This is a genomic window from Solirubrobacter ginsenosidimutans (assembly GCF_027587205.1).
The window spans coordinates 1-22,063 of the sequence record NZ_JAPDOD010000051.1 but is presented as its reverse complement, the minus strand read 5'-3'; the positions used below and the strand labels follow the sequence as shown (position 1 = coordinate 22,063).

The window sequence follows — 22,063 nt, the reverse complement described above, 5'->3', positions numbered from 1 at the left end:
GAGCCCCATGACCACGTCCTTCCTCGACGCTCACGCAGCGCTCCAGTCGCGGGTCGGCTATGGGACGCTCGGCGTGGGCGGGCGGCTCGGTTATGAGGGCAAGGACGTCGTGGTCTGGGGGCAGACGTTCGAGCACGCCCTCTCGACTCACGCACCCGCGCGAGTTCTCTACCACCTCGGCGGCGCCAGTACCCGGTTCCAATGCAGCGTCGCGTTCAACGACGACGTCGCCCACACGAGCGCGTGGGCGGACTTCGCAGTGGTCGCCGACGGGCGCGAGATCGCTGCCGCGCGCGGGGTGTGCGCAGGCGAGCCGCCGCGCGCGCTCGCGGCCAACATCGCGGGCGCGCAGTTGCTCGAACTGGTCGTGACGACCACCCACTGGGACAGCTGCCACACGCTGTGGCTGGAGCCGCGCGTCGACGGCACGTTGAACGAGCTCCCGACGGACACGCTCGTGGACTGCCTGGGGTTCTCCAAGATCGGCGTGCCGCCCGCGCTGCCCGTCGCCGAGCGCTGCATCGCGACGCTCGTCTCGCCCGGCTACGAGCAGCTGCTGGACGACATGCTCGGGTCGGTGGTCGCCAACGGTGGCTGCCCGGACGCGCAGATCGTCGTGTTCCTGCTCGGCACGAGCCCCGCCTGCGAGCAGGTGGTGGGCAAGTACCGCGCGATCCCCGTTCGCTGCCGGCCGGTGCGGCCGATCATCATCGGGAGCAAGGCGATCCTGTACTCCGCCGCGCGCGTCCTGCCCGCTCGCAGGATTCTCTGTCTGGACGCGGACACGCTCGTGCTCGATGAGCTCGGACCACTCTTCGGCGCGCTCGACGTGTGCCGCCCGGACGCCATCCTCGTGGGCCGCGAGAGCCACGAGGCGAATGCCTTCCGAGACCTGACCGACGCCCTCGAGCGCATCTACGGCGGCCAAGCGGGCGACGTGGAGCGCATCCTCGGGGAAGCGGATGGCGAGGGGAGCTATCCGCTCGTCCTCAACGACGGCGTCTTCGCCGGCACGCGCGAGGCGCTGCTCGCGCTCGACGCGACCCTACGCGCGATGCCGGGCACGGTGCAGTGGCTCAACGAGCGCGCCGACATCACCTGGCGCAACCAGTTCCTGTTCAACCTCGCGCTGGCTCGGCTCGGCTCGGGCGTCGAGCTCGACCCGACCAACAACTTGCAGACGCACACCGCGGAGGTTGAGGTGCACGACCTGAGCCTGCGTCCGGAGGTGCGCTGGCAGGGGCGGCGTGTGCGGATCCTCCACTCCAGCGGGAACGGCCGTCACCGCCATCCGCAGCTACGCGGGCTCTACGGCGACGTCGCCGAGCCGATCGTGGGGCCAGGCGATGGCGACGGCTACGCGCAGTTCCTGGCCGCGCTGCGTCCGTGGCTCGGGCGCCACGGCGTGCCCGGCCTCGCCCAGACGTTCTATGGCGCCCAGGACGGGCAGGGCGCGCCGCCGCGCGACCCGTCGACGTTCCCCGTGCTCGCGCTGCTGCACTACGTGATCCGCGCGTCCGGCTGCGTGCGCGTGTTCGAGACCGGCACCGCCAATGGCGTCTCGGCCGCCTGCATGGCGGCGGCGGTCGCGCACCGCCCGGGCGGTCGCGTGGTGACCTACGACACGCACGTCTACCCGGGCGCGGAGCAACTCTGGAGCGCTTTGCCCGAGTCGATGCGCGGCGCCCTCGAGCCGCGCCGCGGCGACTCGCTCGCCGGTCTGCGCGCCGCGCTCGACGCCGGCGAGCGCTACGACGCCGCGTTGCTGGACTCCGTCCACACCGAGGAGCACCTGTGGGCGGAGTTCGAGTTGGCCACTCAGCTCGTGCGGCCGGGCGCGCCGATCCTCGCGCACGACTGGCGCTGGCTGGAGGGCATCCAGCGCGCGCTCGACCGCATCGCCGCTGCCGGCTACGGCATCGTGCGGCTGCTCGGCCCCGGGGCCGTCGAGGAGGAGCGCGGGCTCGGCCTCGCGCTCATCGAGAACCGGAGCTAGCAGCGTGCGTGTCGAACGCCACGACCCGGTCCGCGCCCACCGCGCCGCGGTGCCGGAACCGGATCTGCCGGGCGTAGGCGCCGTAGCGGACGTGGATCTGGTGCGTCAGGTTCGCGTCGTGATGGCGCTTGAAGTACAGGTACTCGGGGATCCGCGTGAAGCCCCATCCAGCGCGCGCGATCCGGACCCAGAAGTCCCAGTCTTCGCACAGGAAGAGGTCGGTCGGGTAGCCGCCCGCGTGCTCCCAGCACGCGCGCCGGTAGAGCGAGGAGTTCGGCAGCCTGTTGCCGGCGATCAGGTCGCGAACCGTCCAGCCCGTCGGCGGCTCCCACGTGCAGCCGCCGTCCGGCCCGAAACCCTGCGTATCGCAGTAGACGACGCCCAGTTCCGGCGCACCCACGAGGATTGCGACCGCGCGCTCGACGAAGTCGGGAGCGATGATGTCGTCGGCGTCGAGCGGGAGCACGTACGTGCCCGCGGTCGCCGCGATCGCCGTGTTGCGCGCTGGGCCCGGCCCGACGGTGCGCGGCGTGCGGAGGAAGCGCACCCCGAACTCGCCGCTGATCGCCTCGGCCAGCGCTCCATCCGGGGCGGCGTCGTCGACGACCACGATCTCGATGTGCGAGTACGTCTGCGCCAGCGCCGACTCCAGCGCCTCGCGCAGGAAGTGCGCTTGCCCGTGGCACGGCACGACGATCGTCACCAGCATCCACGCCGAGTCTCTCAGCCATGAGCGGCGTTGTCATCGGCGTCCACGGCGCGCGCCGCGTCCGGGCCGCCTCATGCGCGAGTGCGGACCCTCACGTCCCCGCAAATGTCGGTGGCGCCGGGGTGGATGCTCGCGTTGGCGTCGTCGCAGTCCGTCGGTGGGCTGACGCCGTCGTGGTCGGCGTCGACCGCGCCGGCGATGATCGTGGTCGGGACGCCGCCGGCGGCCGCGGGGGTGACGGAGTACGGTCGCGAGGAAGCCCGGGAAATTGATCCGTTCGAGCTGACCCAAGCAGAGACATCAGACCGGTCGACTCGAACTCGCCGCCAAAAGAGACGCTGTGCTCGAGGTGGCCATCGTCTCGCAGTCGCAGCGCGAGATTCAGCAGCACGTAATTCTCGGGGAGCCGGACGCCTCGTTGTCGCATCTCCGTGATCACCGACGCGCCGTCGTTGAGCCGTCCCGAGTCCGACGGAGACCAGTCTGATGTCCAGGCGTCGGGCGGTGCACGTCAGCAGGCCTGACCGCTCCCTCGGCGTATTACCATTGAACGAGAGGGCACCGCGAGCTGCGGTCGGCTGACGGCATCGGCTCCTGACTTCGCACATCGACCTGTCGAGCGGTTTCGGAGGTATGCGTGCGGCGTCCATCTAGATCGGTTCGTGTCTTGCTCGCCCTCGGGGTCCGCGCGAGCTCGGACCCGACTCCGCGACCGCTCATCGAGTGATCACGCCGGCGAAGTCACCAACCGCGCTTCGTCGGATTGGCCGAGTTGTCTCCCGCACGCTGAAGTCGTTCTACGACGACCAGATGACGCACCACGCGGCGGCTTTGACGTACTACTCGCTGATGTCGCTGTTCCCGGCGCTGCTGCTGGCGATCTCGCTGCTGGGGCTGGTGGGCGAGTACCCCCGGACCTACGACGCGATCATCGGCTATCTGCGCGACGTCGTCCCGGCTTCGCTGCTCGAGCCGCTCGACCAATCGCTGCGGAGCGCGTTTCGGGCGAAGGGCACAGCGACGACGGCGCTCGTCATCAGCGTCGTGTTGGCGTTCTACGGCACGACCGGCGTGCTCGAGGCAGCGCGCCGCGCGTTGAACGTGGTCTTCGAGATCAGCGGCGGGCGGAGCTTCCTGCGTCGCAAGGCGATCGACATCGCCTCGACCGTCATCCTGATGGCGCTGATCCTCGTCAGCCTCGTGCTGGCGTTCGTCGGCGGCGGCTTCGCGCAGGATCTGCTGGGTTTCCTCGGACTCGGTGAGGACGTCGCGCGGGCCTGGAACGACTTGCGCTGGCCCGCGGCGGTGCTGGTCGCGATGCTCGTGTTCTCGTTCATCTACTACGTGACCCCGGACGTCCAGCATCGGTCGTTTCGCTGGATCACGCCCGGCGCGATCGTCGGCGTGCTGCTCTGGCTCGCGGCGTCGTACGGCTTCTCGCTCTATCTCTCGAGGATCGCGGACGTCGGCGCGATCTACGGCGCCTTCGCCGGCGCGATCGTGCTCGTCGCCTGGCTGTGGCTGACGAACGTCGCGCTGCTCTTCGGCGCGGAGCTCAACGCCGAGATCGAGCGCCAGAAGGAACTCGCCGAAGGCGTCGCGCACCACGACACGCTCAACCGGCCGGAGCGTGAGGGTTGATGTCATGGCCCGCCGGTCCGAGCCGCGTTGATCGCGCTCGGGCGCCCGGCGGGGCGGCGAGCGGTTTCACAGCCGCGCCCGCGTGGGCAGTGTGCGGGCATGGCTTCCCCCGGTTCCCGTCCCGCCCGTCTTGCTCAGCCAGGTCGGTCGTGCCGCGCATGACATCGGACTTGCCGGGCTGCTCGGCGCGAATCTGTTCGGCCGCCTCGCGATGCACCCGAGCGTGACCGAGATCTTCGACGAGGCCGAGTGCGGCAAGCTCGTCAATGCCGCCTGACGTCGCTACGGCGCGATCAACTCGGTGTCACTGGCCGCCGTGGCGGCGGGGTGGACCGGTGCCCGATGCGCGAGTCGGCCGACGGCAGGCTCTCCGGTGACGAGCGACGGCTCGCCTAGGCATCTCCGGCGGCGGTCGGAATCGCTCCAGTTTCTGCGAGGCGGCGCGGGTCCAGCTCGGCGACCGCCACCGGGCTGCCGTCCTGGGCGAACCAGAGATTGCCGTCGGGTCCGGTGATCAGCCCGAGGTAGGACGCGGTGCAGGTCAGATGGACGGGGAGCTCGCGCACGTGGCCGGCGGCGTCGATGCGTCCGAGCCCGCCCTGGGCCCCTGGGCCCGCGGTGGTGGTGAACCAGACGGCGCCGTCCGGGCCGAGCGCGATCGCCGTTGGATGACCGTGCGTCGGGAACCGTTGGATCGCCCCCGCCGGCGTGATGTGTCCGACGCGCCGTGCGCCGAAGTCGGTGAACCAAGCGCTGTCGTCGGGGGCGGTGACGATGGCCGGCACGTCGCTGGTGCCGGTGCGCGGAAAGCGGGTGATGTCGCCGCCCGGGCCGACACGCTCGATCGCGCGGTTGGCGTCTGTCACCCAGACGCCGCCGGCGGATCGCGGGGCGATCCCGAACGGCTGCGCATGGCGTCCGAGGCGGTACTCACGGATCTTCCCCGCCACGTCGAGATGGCCGATGGAGTGAAGGCCGTAGTCGACGTACCAGACGCTGCCGCGCGTGCCTGGGGCGAGTTCGTTGATCTTCGCGCCGCGCGGCAACCGGTAGGAGCGCACCCGCCCGGTCGGCGAGAGCGACGAGAGCTTCGTATTGGCGGTGGAGAACCACACACCACCGTGAGCGGCCGTCGTCAGCGAGGCGAAGTGACGACCGCGCCAGGGATGAAACACCGTGCGCCGCCCGCTCGCGGCGACGCGGACGAGTGCGGAGCGCATCGCCATCCATGCACTGCCGTCGGTGGCGCGTACCATCGCGTCGGGCGCCCGCAACGGCCCGCGCGCCGACAGCACCGGACGCACCGGCGCCGGCGCCGCCGCGCCTACCGCGAACCGGTCCAGCGCGCCTTGCGGATACGAGGCCCAGACGGTCCCGTCGCCGGCCACCGCGAGCGCCGGCTGCGCGAACGCGAAGTCGTCGCAATTCGAGCTGACGCCGAAGGCGTCCTCGAAGCGCCTGAGCGTGCCATCGGGCGCGCGTCGCACGATCCCGTCGAAGGTTGAGAACCACAGCGCACCGTCGGGCGCAAGCGCCAGCGCGCGCGGCGGGCTGCCAACGTCGACGGTCGAGATGACCCCGGCGGGCGTGACGCGCAGCAGGGCGTTGGGGAGTCCACTCGCCACCCACAAGTTGCCGTCAGGCCCGGCGACGATGATCGGCGCCCGCGCGGACAGCAGCAGCGGAAAACGGAACGTCGTGACTTGACCACTCGGTGTCAGCCGCCCAACCAGCCCTTGCGCGTCCAGAGCACCCGCGAACCAGAGGTTCCGATCCGGGCCGGCGGTCAGCGACCACGCGCTCACCCCGCTCCCGAGCCGGAACCGCTGCACCTCGCCGTCGGCGGTCACCCGCGCGATGTCGCCCGCGGACGTCTCGGCCACCCACATCGCGCCGTCAGGCCCGGCGGTGATCGACTCCGCGTCGACGAGCCCTCGCGCCACGATCGCCGTCACGCCGCCGGCCACGCGCGCGACCGTCCCGCCAGCGGCGAACCACACCGCGCCGTCCGGTCCGGCGGCGATCGCGTCCGGCGTCAAGCCACCGGTCGCGTACGTCGTCACCATCCCGTCGCGATCGACGGCACCGATCGCCCCGCGCAACGCCACCCACACACGCCCGTCACCGCCGGCGGCGACGGCGCTCAGGTCCTGATTCGCCACCGAGGGCAGGTAGAAGCGGTCCAACGGCGCCGCCGCGGCGGGCGACGCGAGCGCTCCCAGCAGGAGCGCCGCAGCGAGCCAGCGTGTCCACATACCGCCACGCTAGGCAGCCCTGAGAGCCTGCGCATCGGGCATTCACCCGAGATCACGCCGGTCCGTCGCCCGATGTCTCGCCCTGCACGACGAAGGCGGACGGCACATCGAGGCACGGGGTGCCTCGGTGCGATTCGCGGGCGGTGATTGCGGGCGTCGAAGTGCCCGCGGGCCTCGCGAAGTGTCCTGTCGTGGCCGCTGAGCCGTTCGGTCGACTTCAGCGTCGGCGTCCTGGAAGTCCCATTCCGGTCGATAGGACGTCGCGAAGCGTTCCGGCCGGTGTTCCCGGGCTTCAGGCCTCGCCGTGTTGCGTCCGCGTCCGAGCGATCGGTGGAGATGACCCCACGTGGCCCTCGCCGACCAGCTGATGCATCCGGTCCACGCACGCCGGCCTACGGTCCGCCGATCGTTCGAGCGGCTTAACTGCTCGTTCTCACCGGGCATTGCGGACGCCGGCGCAGGACGGCGTGGCCGCCGTGCGCGCCCGCGGCGGTGATCACGAACGCGTGGCAGTGAGAGATCGCGGCGCCGCGGACGCGCGCGTCGAAGCGGCCGTCTCGCCCGGCGGTTGCGGTCGTGTAGCTCGCGGTGTCGGCGTGGACCGTCACCCGGACACGCTCACCTGGTTGGAAGCCGCTGGCGCGCACCTGCACTGGCTTGGTCCGCACGAGCGCGATCATCGGCCGCGGCGCAGCCGCGACTGGTGCCGCGGCGACGATGGCGACAGCGAGACAGACGCCGAGCGTCACGCGAGTTTGGGCCACGGCCGGATGGTACGCCGCGTTGTCGGTCATGCCTCGGACCGCGCGAGTGACGCTCGCCGGTGCAGGAGGCGTAGCGTCACGCTCGCCATGTCGTAGCCCGTCTCCGGGTCTGGTGGCGGGTGCGGTGCCAACGGAGGAGGAGTGCATGCGGCGTTTCCTACTACCGGCCTCGATACTCGTGGTCGCCGGAGCGGCCGCCGCTCTGGCCGGCGTCGGCTCCGGCGGGACCACTTCGGAGGCGCAGGCCACACGGCTCGCCGCGCTGACGCCGATCCAGCAGCGACTCGTGTCGGGCTTCGCGCGCGCTGCGCTCGAGCAGTCCGCGGGCCTGGCCCCGAACGCCCGCACGCAGCAGCCCACGGCGTCACTGCAGCGCAGCTCGCTGACTGGCTGCCCGACCAATCGCGGTTCCAACGTGCGCGTCAACCAGAACTGCCTGAACCTCACCGACCCTGACCTGCAGGGCCGCGGGCAGGCCCAGAACGAGACGGCGATCGCGCAAGACTCGGGCGATCCGCGGCGGATGGTGTCCTCCGCGAACGACTATCGCCGCGGCGACGCCAACTGCTACTCGGACTACAGCGTCGACGGAGGCCGCAGCTGGCAGGACTCGACGCCGCCGATGGGCTTCACGCGCGGCGACAACTTCGGCGGTGTGGCGCGCGAGTACTGGCAGGCCGCCGGGGACACGTCGGTCGCCTGGGACACCAAGGGCAACGCCTACCTGTCGTGCCAGATGTTCATGCGCGGCGAGGCCGTCGCCAACAACCCGGACCAGTCGAGCGCGTTCTACGTCTTCCGCTCGACAGGCAGCGGCGGCGCGTCATGGAACTTCCCGGCGCGGCCGGTGGCCGAGCTCAATGACGTCGCCGGGGCCGGCGACGCGCTCCTGGACAAGCAGTACATGACCGTCGACGACCAGCGCGGGAGCCCGTTCCAGGACCGGATCTACGTCACGTGGACGCTGTTCGCGCCCGATGGGACCTCCTACATCTATGAGGCGTACTCCCGTGACTATGCGGAGAGCTTCAGCGCGCCGAAGTTGGTCAGCACGACCAGCGCGCTGTGCTCGAACACGCTCGGCGGGGCGACACCGCAAGGCACGTGCAACACCAACCAGTTCTCGCAACCGTTCACCGGCCCCGACGGCGCGCTGTATGTGGTCTGGGACAACTACAACCTGACCGGCGTGCGTCCGGGCGAGGGCGACGAAGGCGGTGACGGCGGCGATCGCCGGGCCGCGCCGCCGGTGGGCATCGACAACCGCGCCCAGGTGCTGCTTGCCAAGTCGACCGACGGTGGCAACACGTTCGCGCCGCCGGTCAAGGTCGCCGACTACTACGACCTGCCCGACTGCGAGACCTACCAGGGCAAGGACCCCGGCGTCGCGTGCGTGCCCGAGAAGGGCGAGACGGCGAACTCGTACTTCCGCGCCGTCAACTACCCGTCGGCGGGCGTCAACCCGCGGGACCCGCGCGAGATCGACGTGACCTTCGGCTCCTACATCAACCGGCACTCCAACGAGCGCCAGCGCACCCCGTGCGTGCCTCAGGGCTACAACCCCGACACCTTCCAAGCGCTCTACAGCGGCGTCAAGACCCCAGGCGCATGCAACAACGACATCCTGATCAGCCGCTCCACCAACGGCGGGAGGTCATTCACCGGCGGGTCGACCGACGTGCGGACCCTGCCGGACGCGCGCGAGGGCGACGAGCGCGCCGACCAGTTCTGGCAGTGGGCGGCCTTCGACACCCGCGGCCGACTCGCCGTCTCGTTCTATGACCGCGCCTACGGAAACGACGAGCAGACCGGCTTCTCGGATGTGAGCCTGTCCGGCACCCGCGACGGCTCGACCTTCGGCACGACGCGCGTGACAACGAGCTCGATGGCCCCGCCGACGCAATTCGAAGGCGCCTTCTTCGGTGACTACAGCGGGCTCAGCGCTGATGATGTCGCCCACCCGGCCTGGATGGACACCCGCGACCCAGACCTCTTCGTCTGCCGCGACTCCGCCGGCAACGTCACTCAACCACCCGGCGTTTGCACCGCCTCGGCACCCAACGCAGCCCAGGCCAACGACCAGAACATCTACACCGAGGGAATCAACATCCCCGTGAAGTGACCGCTCGCAGCGGCTCGGATGGTGCTCGCCGTCCGAGCCGCCTCATCCCCTGAGCTCCACGCTGGCGAAAGCAACCACCCGACGCGGCCCCGGACTCCGCTTGATCGGTTGTTGGACAGCCGAGTGGGAAGTCGATCGTGACCGCCGCGGCCGTGCGAGCTGACAGGGCCCCGGGCACAGTCCGGGCGTCGGCGGGGATCGCGTCGCGCCAGAACGCGACGATCTTGACCGGGTCGCCGGCGTCGGAGAGGACGACCAGGTGGTCTTCGCCGGGCCGAAGCCCATCAGGGTCGGCGTTGCGGAACACCGGAAGGACCCCGGCGGCTTCTGCTTGTGAAGGATCCCCGACTATGCTGGGGCGCGTGTTGTCCCGGCCTTTGCCGTTGCTCGTGCTTCTCGCGCTGCTCGTGCTCTCGGGTCGGGCCTGGGGGAGCGAGGCGCCGCCGCTGCGGCTCGGCGGTGGGAGCAGCTGCTTGGCGGCCACCGGCGTTCCGGGCGAGCTCGTGACCCTGGGAGAACGCGACGAGGCGCAGCTCATGCAGGCCGCGGTCGCCGGGTTCACGCGTGGGGAGCGCGTGCCGCTGATGGCCGGTCGCAGCTGCCCGGCCGTCGCCGCCCGGCCGAACGGCGCCGCCGTCGCGGCCGCTGTGGACGCGGACGGTTACCTCATGGTGGTCGTGCGCGATCCCGGCGGTTCCTGGAGCGAGGCCCAGAACCTCGGCTCCTTTGACGGCGAGCCGACCGTCTCGGTCTCAGACCGCGGCGATGGGCTGGTCGCCTGGTGGGCCGGCGACGGGACGGGGGCCCGTCGGCTGCAGGTGGCGCGGCGCTCGCCGAGTGGCGGCTTCGGCGCCGCGGAGGCGCTCGGAGCTGCCACGGAATATGCCTATGCGCTCAGCGCCGGGTTCAGCGGCGACGGCGAGGCGTTCGTGCTGTGGGCGACGGCCGATCGCGCTCGCGTGCCGGTGCAGGTGCCGGTCCAGATCGCCACGGCCGCGCCCGGCGCGCCGTTCACCAGCACGTCGCTCGGCACGATCGCCTGGCGTGGCCGCGCGGCGCTGAGCGTCGCCCCGGACGGTCGCGCGCTGGTCGCGCTGCCGGCCAAGGGTGCGCTGCTGGTCGCCGAGCGTGCGCCGGGCGCGCCGTTCGGCGCGCCGGTGCCGCTGACCACGGCGGTGGACCCGGTCGCGTACCAGGTGGAGGTGGCGAGCGACAGCGGCGGCCGCGCGGCGATCGGCTGGACAGGCAACAGCGACGGCAGCCTGCGGATGGCGACGCGCACGGCGCCGGGTGCGTTTGGCGCCCCCGTGGCCGTCGATCCGCCGCGGCCGTACACCGGCGACCCGTTCTACGCCTCCGAGTGGGTCGCCCTCTTGGGGGACGTCGGGCCGGGCTTCTTCGGTGACGCGCAGGACTTGGCGCTGACCCCGGACGGCCGCGTCGTCTTCACACGTGAGTATCGCCGCACGCTCGGGGGGATCCCGACGCGCAGCGTGCGTACGGCGACCATGGCGCTGGCCGGCGGCGCCGCGCAGACCACGCTCGCCGGCGGCGCGTTCGCGGACATCCGCAACCCGCTCGCGCTCGTGCTCGCCGACGGCCGCCCGGCAGTGGTGTGGGCAGAGGACCTCCCAGATGTCGACTTCCGTCTGCACCTGGCGGCGGACGGTGCCGCCCCCGGGCCACAACCGCCGTCGCCGGCCGTGCACCTGCGCGCGGCCGCCGACGCGCTGACCCCCGACGGCGACGTGAATCTCGCCGTCACGTGCAGCGGGCCGTGTTTCGTGCGCGCGCACGTTCTGGTGACAGACGCAGCCGGCGAGGGTGCGCTGTTGCTCGATCGCGCCGGGCGTGGTCGGCTCAACATCATCGGCGGGCAGCGAGCGGCCACGCTCGGCCGTCCCGGTCCGGTGCGGGTCCGCATCAGCTACGGCGCGCCGAACGCGCTGAAGCTGCGGCAACGCACGGTCAGGCTGAACCTGGATCTCCGGGCCGCGCCGCCGGACCCGCGCGTCGTCGGGTTGCGCGCCGTGCGCCGCGGCGACCGCATCCGGGTCAGCTGGCACACCAATCGTCGCCCGCTCCGGACGGTGTTCTGGGTCACGGGCGCGGCACGGCCGGGGGCGGCCGTCGAGCCGTTGAGCGTCCACAAGGTCGAGCGGGACGGCCAACGGGCGTTCGCCGTGACGCTCACCCACGCGGACGCGATCCGCTACGTGTCGCTGCGCGCCCAGCACGCTTACACCGGCCACGACGCCAAGCGCATCGAACTCCGAGTGCCGTAGGCGCCGCGCGCCCTTAGGTGCACGGCGAGACTTGTGCCGCGCGCTCCCGCTTCAGCGGCGACGACCTGAGCCCGCCGAGACTCTCTGTTTCGCGCAAAGGAGCGCTGGGACTCGCCGACGAACGCCAGCACAGCGCAGAGGACGCCGAATAGCGGTCGCGGGTGAGACGCCGGACGTCGTCTCCGTCGCCGTCGAAGGCCACGCCTCGACCGGCTGCGCACACGATCGGGGCAGTTCTTCATCTGGCGGTTCCTCGAGATGCCACGGTCCCGTAGGGCGCTTGACGCACTGCACGGAACGGCAGCGCCGGCGGGATCAGAAGTAGATCTCCCCCTGAGGTGGCAGGCTGTAGGCCTGGACGAGCGCTCCGGTGAGCGTGCCGATCTTCTCGTGCGCGTCGCGCAGCAGCACGCCGTCGATGCGCTCCAGCACTCCTCCCGCCTGCTGCTTGACCATCCGGATCTCCGCCGGCGTACGCGCCTCGCGCAGGCACGCCTCCAGCTCGGTGACCCCGATCGGGGTGGGGTCGTGCGCACGGGCGCCGACGATCGCGAGCGCCTGCTCGCCGAGCCCGGCGATCTCGGTAAGCGTCTGCTCGGCGACATTGCGCGCGTCCTGGCGTTGGATCGCGCGGAGGACCTTCCCGAAGCGGCCCGGTGCCGAGGCCGAGTATTGGTTCAGGAATGCGACCGCAGTGATCAGGCGCCCGACGATGTCCTCGCGGTCGGCGAGGCTCTCGACGGCGTCGGCGACCGTGTCGATCTGCTCATCGGTGGCGGTCGCCGGGAGCGCCTGGATACGCACGTTGACATCCTTGAAGGTCTCGTTGAGCGCCCGGCAGCAGAACGGGATCAGCTGCGCGTTGTAGAGCAGCCGTGTCGCGGTCTTCTCCTGCTTGGTCCGCGCGGCGGCTTCGCTGTTGCGGCGCCACTGGTCGAGCGTTCCCAGTGCGGTCATTCCGGCTTTGGCCGCCGGCAGCACCGGCTCAAGTCCAGTCATCAGGCTTCCCCTTCGTTGGGCGGGCCGGGTCGAGCCGCGCGCCAGGGCGCCTCCGGGACGGTTGCGCGGATGCCCACGAGCGACACTACACCGCCGGTGCTGGGCGAGCGAGCGGGCCGCGCCGATCCCGTGTTACCGGAGTGGGGGTGACGTCCCGCCGCCGCGAGAAGCGACACGCGGTGAGCGCCCGCTGACCGGCCGAGCCAGCTCGTCCAGCGCGTCGCAGTGCTCGGCGACCGCGCCACCCGGCAACTCAGCCCAGTTTGAACGACTCCACAGAGGCTTCCGCCGCTCGTCGCGGTGGACGTGGCGAAGGTGTCGCCCGCGCTTGGTGGTGCTGCGCTACACGGCGACCGTCTAGGACACTGCGTTCGGGCGACCCGGCCGCAGGGTCTCACTAGCAAGGTTTCCAAAACGATATAGAATCAGTGATGAATGCGTGACAGCTGCGTGACGGCGGGCTGGGATCGTCGTCCCGACCTTCAAAGGACGGAGCAGCTGTCATGGCCGATTTCGACGACGCCAAGGCCTCCTCAGAGCGCGACGACGATGTGGATCGTCTCGAGCCCGACGAAGTGCAAAACGACGACTTCCAGTTCGCTCTCGCCGAGCTGCTGGCCGGCTATGAGCCGGTGCTCAAGGACGAGCTGGCACGCGCGGGCAAGCCCGACGAGCTCACCGCGGAGGCGCTCGAGCGCCCGCCGAGTTGTGAGGAGGAGTTCGAGCTCGCCCAGCGCATCTTCGGACGCTTCTTCACCGAGGAGGTCGCGCTGCGGGTGTTGCCGGCCGAAGCCCGTGAGCGGATCGGTCCAATCGACCGCTGGCGCTGGTGTCTCGGGCACATCCGCTGCTGCTTCATCTTCGGCTGGCTCGTCTGCCGGCGCGCCCGGACCTTCAAGGCCTTCGGCTACTACCTCTACCGCTACTGGCTGTGCGTGCGCGATGCGCTCAACCCGGAGGACCCGCCCTCGCGGCGCCCGCTCCACGACGAGGAGCGCGCGGACCTCGCCAAGCTGATGGAGGCGCTGGCCGGCGCCTACCGGCCCTATCTCGGCGACCAGCTCGCGTCACTCGACTTCGCGGCGGGCCTGCCCGACGAGATCATCGCCGGCGCGATCGACTGCGACGAGGGCGAGCAGGACACGGCGGCGGTGTTCGAGCGTCTGCTCACGATGGACATCGCACCGGCGCTGCTCGGGCGCAAGGCCTTCGAGGAGCACAGCCAGGACGCGTCGTTCTGGTTCTGCCGCTGCTGGTGCCTGTGCGCGATTCGCTTCGGCTGCTGCCTGGCACGCGCCAGGCGCTTCACCGACGTCCTGCGCTGTCTGGCCTACTACCGGCGCTGCCTGCGCCGGTGCTTTCAGCCGCTGACCTGTGACATCGCCCGGCCGGCGATGACGGAATGCGTCGACGAGAACTTCTTCTCCGGCCCGAACCTGCTGGGCGTCGAGATCGCCGGGACCGCCGTCGGGGCGTTCTGCGATCACTACACGCTCGAATGGAAGCCGGCGGGGTGGGCCGACAGTACCTACACGCAGGTCGGCATCGTCTACCCCGGCGGCGCGCCCACGGGCCCGTGTGGCGTGATCAACGGGACGCTCGGCTGGCTGGACACGACGAGCCAGGACGTGCCCGACAGCGTCACCGTGCGGCTCTGCGTGTTCGCCAGCACCGGCGCGTCGACGTGCTGCCTCGTCGACTTCCAGATCTTCCGCCAGCGGGTGTGGATCGCCAACGTCGAGGGTGTCCCGCCCTCGCCGAGCATCCTGGTTCCGACCGCGCAGCTGATGTCCGGCTCGCGGGTGCGCTCCTTCGGCACGTGCGTCCGCATCTTCGGTCGCGCCTGGGTCGGGCGCTGCCCGGGCAAGGAGATCAGTCGCTACACGCTGGCCTATCAGCCGGGCTTCGTGACGGATCCCACGCTGGGGACGTGGACGCCCGCCTGGCAGGTCGACTACATCACCCCGTTGCAGCGCAAGGAGATCCGCACGGAGGAGTTCGACCTCACGAGTTGCTGGGCGTACACCCCCGTCGTGTTGCCCAGCCCGCCGTTCCCGCCCGGGCTCACGATTCCGCGTGACTCGCTGCTGCCGACGTGCTGGGTGTCGGGCAAGTACTCGCCCTCGGGCCCGCCGAGCGGAGCGCAGAGCTGCGCGGTCGACCCACAGAATCCCGGCACGATCTGGACGTCCCAGCAGCTGCCGTTCCTGAACTGCCAGTCGGGCCGGTACACGCTCCGCCTCGACGTCGAGGACACGGCCGGCAACCACTACTACGACACCCAGCAGATCTGGTTCGACAACAAGGACATCCACGGCAAGATCACGCAGATCGGCAACGTCCCGGCCTGCGACACGGTCCATCTCAGCAACTTCGCGGCGGACGGCGGCGACTGCACGACGCCGTGGCTCGCGGAGGCTCGCGGCATCGCCTTCGACGAACTGATCGAGGAGGGCAACACCGCGATCCCGAGCGACAACTACGCGGCGGTCGGAGGCGTGATCCAGGGCGGCTACCGCCTGTGGATCAAGAAGGACGGCGCGCCCGACCCGGGCGTTCCGCTCCCGGTTCCGGGCCCCGGCGGCCCATTTCTCGGGACCACCCGGGTCGGCGACCCGGGCACCCGGTGCACGACGGCGAATCCGCCGGCGGGGCCGATCCCGCCCGAGACGTCAGGCGTGCTGACCTTGATCGACCTCAGCCAGCTCGATGACGTGTGCAACCCGGGGCACCCGGACCTCACGCTCAAGCGTGGCGAGTGCTGCGGGTACGTGATCACGCTGGAGGTCTTCGACAACTCCGTCGTGCCGTCGGGTCCCGGCGGGCATCACGGGATCTCGCACCACTTCCCGGTCTGCATCTGCAACGACGTGAAGGGCTGAGCCGGATGCGCCGCGACGTCTCCGCGACCCGCTTCGTCCTCGCCGCGCTCGCCACCTGGCGGGTCACGCACCTGCTGTCTGAGGAGGACGGGCCCGGAGACGTCGTGGTGCGAGCGCGGGCCCGGCTGGGGGACAGCCCGGCGGGCGCGCTGATGGACTGCTTCGCCTGCATGAGCGTGTGGGTCGCGGCACCGCTGGCCCGCACCGTCGCGCCACGCGGCGCGGACGCGGCGCTCGCCTGGCTCGCGCTTTCGGGCGCCGCGTGTCTGCTCGAGCGGATCGCCGCCGAGCCGATGGCCGGCACGATGATCGACACACGAGAAGGGATCGCCGATGGGATGCTGTGGAGACAAGCGGGCGGCGCTCAGGTCGCAGACATCATCCGCATGGAGCCGGCCGCGCACCCCGGCTAGCGCCCCGCCGCCCCCTGTGCGCGCCGCGCATGTGACGGTGCCCGCGGGGAGCAGCATGAACTTGCGCTATCTGGAGTACGCGACCGTCAGCGTGGTCGGCGCGGTGAGCGGACGCACGTACGTCTTCTCCGCCACGCAGTCCGTGCAGGCGGTCGACGGCGGCGACGCCGGCCCGCTGCTGGCGCTCGCGTGCTTCCAAGCGGCGTGAGCGTTCCCTAGCCCTTGGCGGCCGGCTTGTATGAGATCGTCTCGCAGCGCGTGACCGTGTCCACGCGGCGCGCACGGCGGCTGATAAGGGCGAGATTGCCGCGCACCGGCCTACGACCTTCGACAGAGAACCGATCGGAGGCCACGATGCACCGTCTCACCCGTCTTGCCTACTCATCTTTGCGCTCGTCGTCGGCCACGCTGGCGGTCTCGGCCGCGCACCCCGCGGCCGAGCGCTTCTGCGGCCTGATCCGCGACGACGGCGCCCGTATCGGGATCGTCGTCCAACGCGGCAAGGTCCCGTGCTCGCTGGGCGCGTGCTCGACAGTCCTTCTCGTGTCGCAGGAACGCAGAGCGGCGAGCGGCCCGTTCGAGCGTCCGTCGGTGACGCGCTCGGCGTACCGCGCGACCCCCGTATCCCTGTGGGAAGGGGATTCCCCACGGATGGCCGTCACGTGGGCGGCGTCTTCCCACGCATGAACAGCAAACGCATCGCCACCGCGCTCCTGACCGCCGCCACGCTTGTCGTCCCGCTTGCGGGCCAGGCGCAGGCCGCCACCACCAAGGTCGAGATCGTCAACCAGAGCTCCGGCCGCGTGATCACCTGGGGCCCCAGCTACGTCACCGCCCAGCCGTCGGATCCGTCCATGAAGCTCCGGACCTGGATCAAGGTCGACGTCGCCGCCGACCAGGCGATCTACAAGTGGGCCAAGAACGAGACGCTCTGCCTGACCGGTCTGCCGGCCTCCAACCAGATGACCGTGCAGACCTGCAACGGCGGGTTTCGCCAGTTGTGGGCGACTGGCTTCACCGGCGGAACGTTCCGGAAGTTCGAGAACGTCGGGACGCTGCGCGCCGCGACGCAGAAGCCCTTTCGCAACGGCGACGGCACGGCTCGCACGCCCGTCGAACAGGAGGTGTTCATCGGCGAGAACGCGCAGCTGTGGCAGGTGCGCGCGGTCTAGCCGACCTGCCCACGCAGATACGTGCGCGAATGCCAGCTGTCGCCGTGGCCCGCAACGACGGCGGCGCTGCGCTCCTCATCGCTTCGAGAGAGCGCGCGAGCATGAGACTCGCCTAGGGCGCCCGAGCCCGCGGCCAACAGGCGTTGTACACATAATCAGCGCCTGAGCGTCGCTCTGCATCGTGACGTTCAGCGCTGTCTGGCGCTTCTGCCAGGGCCAGTCGGGCGCGTCAGGGTTTGCTTGCACGGAGGTCAATCGACACGGAGTCCGGCGGCCCGTGCGGGCTACCTGGCGCGAACGACGAGTGCGACGCCCGCGAGATCCACTCCGGCGACGTCGGCGATCAGGTCGGCGAGCATGCCGAGGGCGATTCCGGCCGCTCGGATCGCGTCGGCATGGGACGGTGCTTGGAGCTCGAGCGTCACCGTGAGCTTGTCGGCGCCGGAGGATTCGGTCGCGTGTCGCTGGTGTCGATCGCCGAGATCGCGGCGCAGGCGGTCATCGATGACCGGCTGCAACTGCTGCAGGGCGTGAAGCACCTGGCCCGGCGGATGGCCGTGCCCGCAGCTGAGGGCGACACGCGCGATGTACTTCGGTGCCGTGGGCTCCGTCGGCGACCGGCTTGCGTGCGCGGGCGACGTCGACGTGTTGTGGTCTCGGATCTCGGATCTCGAAGGCACGCGCGCACCGCAGGCTACGGGCTTGCGAGGGAGACTGCAGCGATTGCGGGCTCGGCGATCGGCGCGTCGACGCGCGAGACGGCCGGCTCACGGCGGATGGCGGCCTAGTGGTCATGGTGAGCCGGGGCGAGAGCGCGTCGCTCTCCGCTTGTCTCGATGGAGCAGCGGCGACGTTCGGTTCGCTGCCGCCGCGCTGTGCTGCCGCCGATCGTCGATACCACCAGCGAGGGGAGCGGTGCCTCGAAGCGCGTCCGAGTCACCGAGAACCGACGCTCTGATCTGGCTAGCTGCGGCGGCTTGCCGTCAAGCAGAACTGGGTGACGGTGAAGAAGAACTCCCCGCGCTCGCCGAGCTTGCGCTGCTCATTTGCCCAAGCCGTGGCGTCCTGTTGACTCATCCCGCCCTGCTCGGCCACGTATTGCTCGAGCAGAGGCACGAGCGAGCCGCCGTACGCATCGGGGATCAGCTCGATCGTCGCGAACGGGTAGGCGTCCATCTGGATCTGGTCGAAGCCCGCGTCGCGCAGCTGCGGCGCAAGCTTCCGCGGCAGCGAGGGATGCGTCAGGTGCTTGTCCCACGCCGCGAGCACGCGTTGCATCAGCTCCCCATCGCTCGCCTGCCAGGACACGGTGGCCCAATCCACGTCCCACACAAGCACGCGGCCGCCCGGACGCAGCGCCCGGTGCATCCCCGCCAGCGCAGCCGGCACGTCCGGGATGTACTCCAAGACTTGGACCGCGAGCGCCCGATCGAAGCTCGCGTCCGGGACCGAGAGTGCGGTCGCGTCCCCCTCGTGGAAGGCCACGTTGGCGTGCCCTTCGGCACGCTTCGCAGCCACAGCAAGCATGTCCGCGCTGAGGTCGACGCCGACGACGAAGCCGTCGGGCCCGACCACCTCTAGTAGCTCGGTGACGTAGAACCCAGGGCCGCAGCCGACGTCGAGTACGCGGTCGCCAGTCTGAGCGCCGAGCGCCGCTCGGACCAATTCGCGCCGATGCAACACGTCGCGTGTCGCGTAGAGCTGCTCCAGCCGCTCGACGAGTCGCTGATCGAACTCCAGCTGACCCACAAGTGGACTCTACCGCCGAGTTCCCGCTTGGGTGAGCCTGAGCGCGACGAACTCGCGAGGCGTTGCACGACGAAGTGATCCTGAACGAGTTCCTTGCCACCATGGACCTGGGCGTTCCAGCAGCCGCATGCGAGCGACCGGGACTTGACTTCATCGGTCGCGCAAAGGAGCAGTCGCGCTGCCGGTCTCGGCGATGTCCCGGCGCTGTTCGCTGTGTCGCAGAGCCGTCCGGCGCGGATGTCGTCCGCATCGCCGCATGCGGACCATGGCACGCGATGACGACCGTCCGCCGGCGTGGCCGGATCGGGCCATCTTGGCGTCGGATGGCCCGGTCAGGCGAAGCGGGTCGTGGGGTGCGCGCGTACAACCCGTCCGTGCCGTTCTTCGACGATTTGGAGCACGAGATGACGACTGGCAGGCTGTGGGCTCGCGTGGGGGCCTGGATCTACGACCCGTCCCTGGCCCTGGGCGAGCGGCGTGGGATGGCGGCGCGCCGGCGTGAGCTGTTGGCGTCCGCGCACGGGCGCGTGCTCGAGCTCGGAGCGGGGACCGGCCTCAATCTCGCCCACTATTCGACGGGGGTCGGCGAGCTCGTTCTGAGCGAGCCCGAGCCGGCGATGCGCGCGCGGCTCGCGCGGCGGGTGGCGCGGGCCGGAGGCGCGGCGAGCGTGGTGGCGGCGAGCGCGGAGGAGCTGCCGTTCGCCGAGGGGACGTTCGACACGGTGGTGTCGACGCTGGTGCTGTGTAGCGTGCGCGACCCGCTGGCGGCGCTGCGCGAGGTGCGACGCGTCCTCGCCCCAGGCGGACGGTTGCTGATGATCGAGCACGTACGCGCCGCGGCGCCGCGGCCGGCCCGCCGGCAGGACCGCATGGCCGGCGCGTGGGCGGCGTTCGCCCAGGGGTGTCGCTGCAACCAGTCGACGCTGGAACTGGTCGAGGCCGCGGGCCTGCGGATGGAGCGCGTCTCGGATGGCCGCTGGCGCGGTATGCCGGCGCTCGTGGCGCCGCTCGTGTCGGGCGCGGCAGTGGTGGCGCCGTGATCGCGGTCGTGCTCGCGGGCGGCGGCGAGCGCGTCGTGGCATGGGAGATCGGGGTGCTCGCCGGGTTGGTTGACGGCGGGATCGATCCGCGCCGCGCCGCAGCGGTGCTGGGGACGTCGGCCGGTGCGTTGGTGGCCGCGCGGGTGGCCGCCGGGGTGGACCCGCGTGCTGACGCCGACGCCATCGCCGCAGCGCCGCCGGGCCGCCACGGGAGCCAGGTCGAGACGTTCGTGGCGCTCGCCGCCGCGTGGGAGTCGGCCGGCGCGTCGACGGCCGAGCGCCGGCGCGCGTTCGGGCGACTCGCCGTCGAGCAGTCGCCCGGCGGCGAGGAGGCCGCGGTGGCGAGTGTGGCCCGCCGGCTGCCCGGCGGCGGCTGGCCGGCGTCGCTGCGGGTAGCGGCCGTCGACGCGCGGAGCGGCGAGCGGGTGGTCTTCGACCCCAGCGCCGGCGTCTCGCTTGCGCGCGCGATCGCCGCCTCGCGCGCCGTCCCAGTGCTTCGCGCGCCGGTCACCATCGGCGGCCGGCCGTTGATCGACGGTGCGTTGGGGTCGGCGACGAATGCCGATGCGCTGGCCGGCATCGACGCCTGGCTCACGATCATCATCACGCCGGTGGCCGCCGATCCGGCCGCGACGGGTCCCGAGCGCCTGTGGCTGACGGCGCTGCGCGAAGAGGTCGCGGGCCTCGAGCGGCACGGGCGGAACGTGGTGGTCGTGCACGCCTCGATCGAGGAGCGCGAAGCAATGGGTCCGGACCCGATGAGCGCGGCCACGGCGCCGCTCGCGATGGCCGCCGGTCGCGAGCGCGGCCGTGCGGTCGCCGGTCAGATCAGCCCGCGTCGGGCCGCGTAGGCCACCGCCGCGGCGCGTGAGGACTGGCCGAGCTTGGTGCGGATGTTGGCGACGTGCCGGTGCACGGTGTGCGGGCTGACGATCAGCCTCCTGGCAATCTCGGCGTCGCTGAGCCCTTCGGCCACGAGCCGCAGCACCTCGGCCTCGCGAGAGCTCAGCGGCGCGCTCTCGTCGCGCGACGGCGTCGCCCGCCGCGGATCGTGGACGTCGAGGAACGCGTTCACGGCGCCCACGACCGCCGCACTGTCGCCGAGCCACGGCGGATGCAGGTCGCCGTCGAGTGCGACGAGCCGCGCGTCCGGCAGCCGCGCTGCGAGCTCCCGGCCCTGGGCGAACGGCATCGCGCGATCATCACGGCGGTGCATCACGAGCGCGGGCGCGTGCACGTTGGGGAGCAACTCGCGGACGTCGGCTTCATAGACGGCCTCGAGCATCGCGGCCGCGACCTCCGGCGTCGCCGCGGCGCGCTGCAGCCGGGCGAACCGCTCGCGCATGTGCGCGTCGGCGCCGGGCAGCCACACGTCAGTCAGCAATCGCGAGCCGGCGCCCCAGTGTGCGCGCACGGTCTCGACCATCGCGGCACGCAGCGGCGCCGGCGCGATCGCCTCGCCGTGCGCATACGCGCCGACGAGGATGAGGGATCGCACCCGCTCGGAATGGCGCGCCGCGAACGCCGACGCCGGGCAGCCGCCCCAGGAGATCCCCAGCAGCGACAGCTCTCCGAGCCCCAGTTCGTCGGCGATCGCCTCGATCGTGCGGACCTCGGCCTCCACCGTCAGCTCGGGCGTAGCGTCGCCGCGATCCGACAGACCGGTGCCGGGCCGGTCATAGCGGACGACGGTGCGATCGAGAGCCAGGGCGCCGACGAACGCGCGGAACTCGGCGAAGCCCCATTCGAGCTCGAGATGGCTGATCCACAGCGCCGGCAGCAGCAGCGGCGGACCCGTGCCGACCGTCGCGTACGCCACCCGCGCGCCATCCACCTCGCAGAACCGGATCTCCTGCTCGAGCACCGCCCCGGAAGCCGACGCACCAGCGCCAGGCCGCTCGTCAGCCACGTCTGAACCCTACGCGCCGGGCAGGGTCGATAGGAATGACGCGAGAACGTCGACAACGAGACGTTCGCTTCTCGCGCCAAGCGGCAGCGGTCCCAGACCGATCCGCACGCCCGCTCTGTGCTTTGAA

General features: G+C 71.2%; 20 protein-coding genes. 12 read left to right on the top strand and 8 right to left on the bottom strand.

Features of this window, described 5'->3' with window-relative positions; all coding sequences use genetic code 11:
- Nucleotides 1–7: 7 nt before the first annotated feature.
- Nucleotides 8–1,996 (top strand): NPCBM/NEW2 domain-containing protein, encoded by a 1,989-nt coding sequence (locus tag OM076_RS35855; protein WP_270044983.1) that lies wholly within the window; start codon nt 8–10, stop codon nt 1,994–1,996.
- Here OM076_RS35855 and OM076_RS35850 read toward each other — a convergent pair.
- Together OM076_RS35850 and OM076_RS47020 are read right to left on the bottom strand one after the other, a co-directional pair.
- Nucleotides 1,977–2,705, bottom strand: a complete 729-nt coding sequence (locus OM076_RS35850) for a glycosyltransferase family 2 protein (RefSeq protein WP_270044982.1) — start codon at nt 2,703–2,705, stop codon at nt 1,977–1,979. The two genes, OM076_RS35855 and OM076_RS35850, sit on opposite strands and share 20 nt — an antisense overlap.
- 71 nt (nt 2,706–2,776) lie before the next feature.
- Nucleotides 2,777–3,313: a putative metal-binding motif-containing protein gene (locus OM076_RS47020; protein WP_372518122.1), complete on the bottom strand. Its 537-nt coding sequence runs from the start codon at nt 3,311–3,313 to the stop codon at nt 2,777–2,779.
- Between the two features lie 115 nt (nt 3,314–3,428).
- On the opposite strand from OM076_RS47020, the gene OM076_RS35845 reads away from it, so the two are divergent.
- The gene (locus OM076_RS35845; RefSeq protein WP_270044981.1) at nt 3,429–4,346 is read left to right on the top strand and encodes a YihY/virulence factor BrkB family protein; all 918 of its coding nucleotides are present in this window, start codon (nt 3,429–3,431) and stop codon (nt 4,344–4,346) included.
- Between the two features lie 130 nt (nt 4,347–4,476).
- Nucleotides 4,477–4,623: a hypothetical protein gene (locus tag OM076_RS35840; protein WP_270044980.1), complete on the top strand. Its 147-nt coding sequence runs from the start codon at nt 4,477–4,479 to the stop codon at nt 4,621–4,623.
- Nucleotides 4,624–4,738: 115 nt separating this feature from the next.
- Here OM076_RS35840 and OM076_RS35835 read toward each other — a convergent pair whose 3' ends face one another.
- Nucleotides 4,739–6,601, bottom strand: a complete 1,863-nt coding sequence (locus OM076_RS35835) for a Vgb family protein (protein ID WP_270044979.1) — start codon at nt 6,599–6,601, stop codon at nt 4,739–4,741.
- Nucleotides 6,602–7,020: 419 nt separating this feature from the next.
- Nucleotides 7,021–7,365 carry a hypothetical protein gene (locus tag OM076_RS35830; RefSeq protein ID WP_270044978.1) on the bottom strand — a complete coding sequence of 115 codons (345 nt, stop codon included), beginning with the start codon at nt 7,363–7,365 and terminating at the stop codon, nt 7,021–7,023.
- Between the two features lie 145 nt (nt 7,366–7,510).
- On the opposite strand from OM076_RS35830, the gene OM076_RS35825 reads away from it, so the two are divergent.
- Together OM076_RS35825 and OM076_RS35820 are read left to right on the top strand one after the other, a co-directional pair.
- Nucleotides 7,511–9,487 carry a hypothetical protein gene (locus OM076_RS35825; RefSeq protein ID WP_270044977.1) on the top strand — a complete coding sequence of 659 codons (1,977 nt, stop codon included), beginning with the start codon at nt 7,511–7,513 and terminating at the stop codon, nt 9,485–9,487.
- Between the two features lie 362 nt (nt 9,488–9,849).
- Entirely contained in the window at nt 9,850–11,772 is a 1,923-nt protein-coding gene (locus tag OM076_RS35820; RefSeq protein WP_270044976.1) for a hypothetical protein, read from the top strand.
- 315 nt (nt 11,773–12,087) lie between these two features.
- Here the strand turns inward: OM076_RS35820 and OM076_RS35815 are convergent, their stop codons facing one another.
- Nucleotides 12,088–12,771 carry a hypothetical protein gene (locus OM076_RS35815; protein ID WP_270044975.1) on the bottom strand — a complete coding sequence of 228 codons (684 nt, stop codon included), beginning with the start codon at nt 12,769–12,771 and terminating at the stop codon, nt 12,088–12,090.
- Between the two features lie 503 nt (nt 12,772–13,274).
- Between OM076_RS35815 and OM076_RS35810 the strand changes: the two genes are divergently transcribed.
- The 5 genes from OM076_RS35810 (at nt 13,275) to OM076_RS35790 (ending at nt 17,238) form a co-directional block, all read left to right on the top strand.
- The gene (locus OM076_RS35810) at nt 13,275–15,653 is read left to right on the top strand and encodes a hypothetical protein (RefSeq protein WP_270044974.1); all 2,379 of its coding nucleotides are present in this window, start codon (nt 13,275–13,277) and stop codon (nt 15,651–15,653) included.
- A gap of 5 nt (nt 15,654–15,658) precedes the next feature.
- Complete coding sequence (locus OM076_RS35805; RefSeq protein WP_270044973.1) at nt 15,659–16,066, top strand: DUF1360 domain-containing protein; 408 nt, start codon at nt 15,659–15,661, stop codon at nt 16,064–16,066.
- 55 nt (nt 16,067–16,121) lie between these two features.
- Nucleotides 16,122–16,274 carry a hypothetical protein gene (locus tag OM076_RS35800; protein ID WP_270044972.1) on the top strand — a complete coding sequence of 51 codons (153 nt, stop codon included), beginning with the start codon at nt 16,122–16,124 and terminating at the stop codon, nt 16,272–16,274.
- A gap of 146 nt (nt 16,275–16,420) precedes the next feature.
- Nucleotides 16,421–16,753, top strand: a complete 333-nt coding sequence (locus OM076_RS35795; RefSeq protein WP_270044971.1) for a hypothetical protein — start codon at nt 16,421–16,423, stop codon at nt 16,751–16,753.
- Complete coding sequence (locus OM076_RS35790; protein WP_270044970.1) at nt 16,750–17,238, top strand: ricin-type beta-trefoil lectin domain protein; 489 nt, start codon at nt 16,750–16,752, stop codon at nt 17,236–17,238. Before OM076_RS35795 ends, OM076_RS35790 begins: the two co-directional genes overlap by 4 nt.
- 284 nt (nt 17,239–17,522) lie before the next feature.
- Here the strand turns inward: OM076_RS35790 and OM076_RS35785 are convergent, their stop codons facing one another.
- Entirely contained in the window at nt 17,523–17,918 is a 396-nt protein-coding gene (locus OM076_RS35785; RefSeq protein WP_270044969.1) for a hypothetical protein, read from the bottom strand.
- 283 nt (nt 17,919–18,201) lie between these two features.
- Nucleotides 18,202–18,987 (bottom strand): methyltransferase domain-containing protein, encoded by a 786-nt coding sequence (locus tag OM076_RS35780; RefSeq protein WP_270044968.1) that lies wholly within the window; start codon nt 18,985–18,987, stop codon nt 18,202–18,204.
- A gap of 323 nt (nt 18,988–19,310) precedes the next feature.
- Between OM076_RS35780 and OM076_RS35775 the strand changes: the two genes are divergently transcribed.
- The gene (locus OM076_RS35775) at nt 19,311–20,027 is read left to right on the top strand and encodes a class I SAM-dependent methyltransferase (protein ID WP_270044967.1); all 717 of its coding nucleotides are present in this window, start codon (nt 19,311–19,313) and stop codon (nt 20,025–20,027) included.
- Entirely contained in the window at nt 20,024–20,878 is an 855-nt protein-coding gene (locus OM076_RS35770; RefSeq protein ID WP_270044966.1) for a patatin-like phospholipase family protein, read from the top strand. Before OM076_RS35775 ends, OM076_RS35770 begins: the two co-directional genes overlap by 4 nt.
- Here the strand turns inward: OM076_RS35770 and OM076_RS35765 are convergent.
- Nucleotides 20,851–21,936 (bottom strand): alpha/beta fold hydrolase, encoded by a 1,086-nt coding sequence (locus OM076_RS35765; RefSeq protein ID WP_270044965.1) that lies wholly within the window; start codon nt 21,934–21,936, stop codon nt 20,851–20,853. The two genes, OM076_RS35770 and OM076_RS35765, sit on opposite strands and share 28 nt — an antisense overlap.
- Between the last annotated feature and the right edge of the window lie 127 nt (nt 21,937–22,063).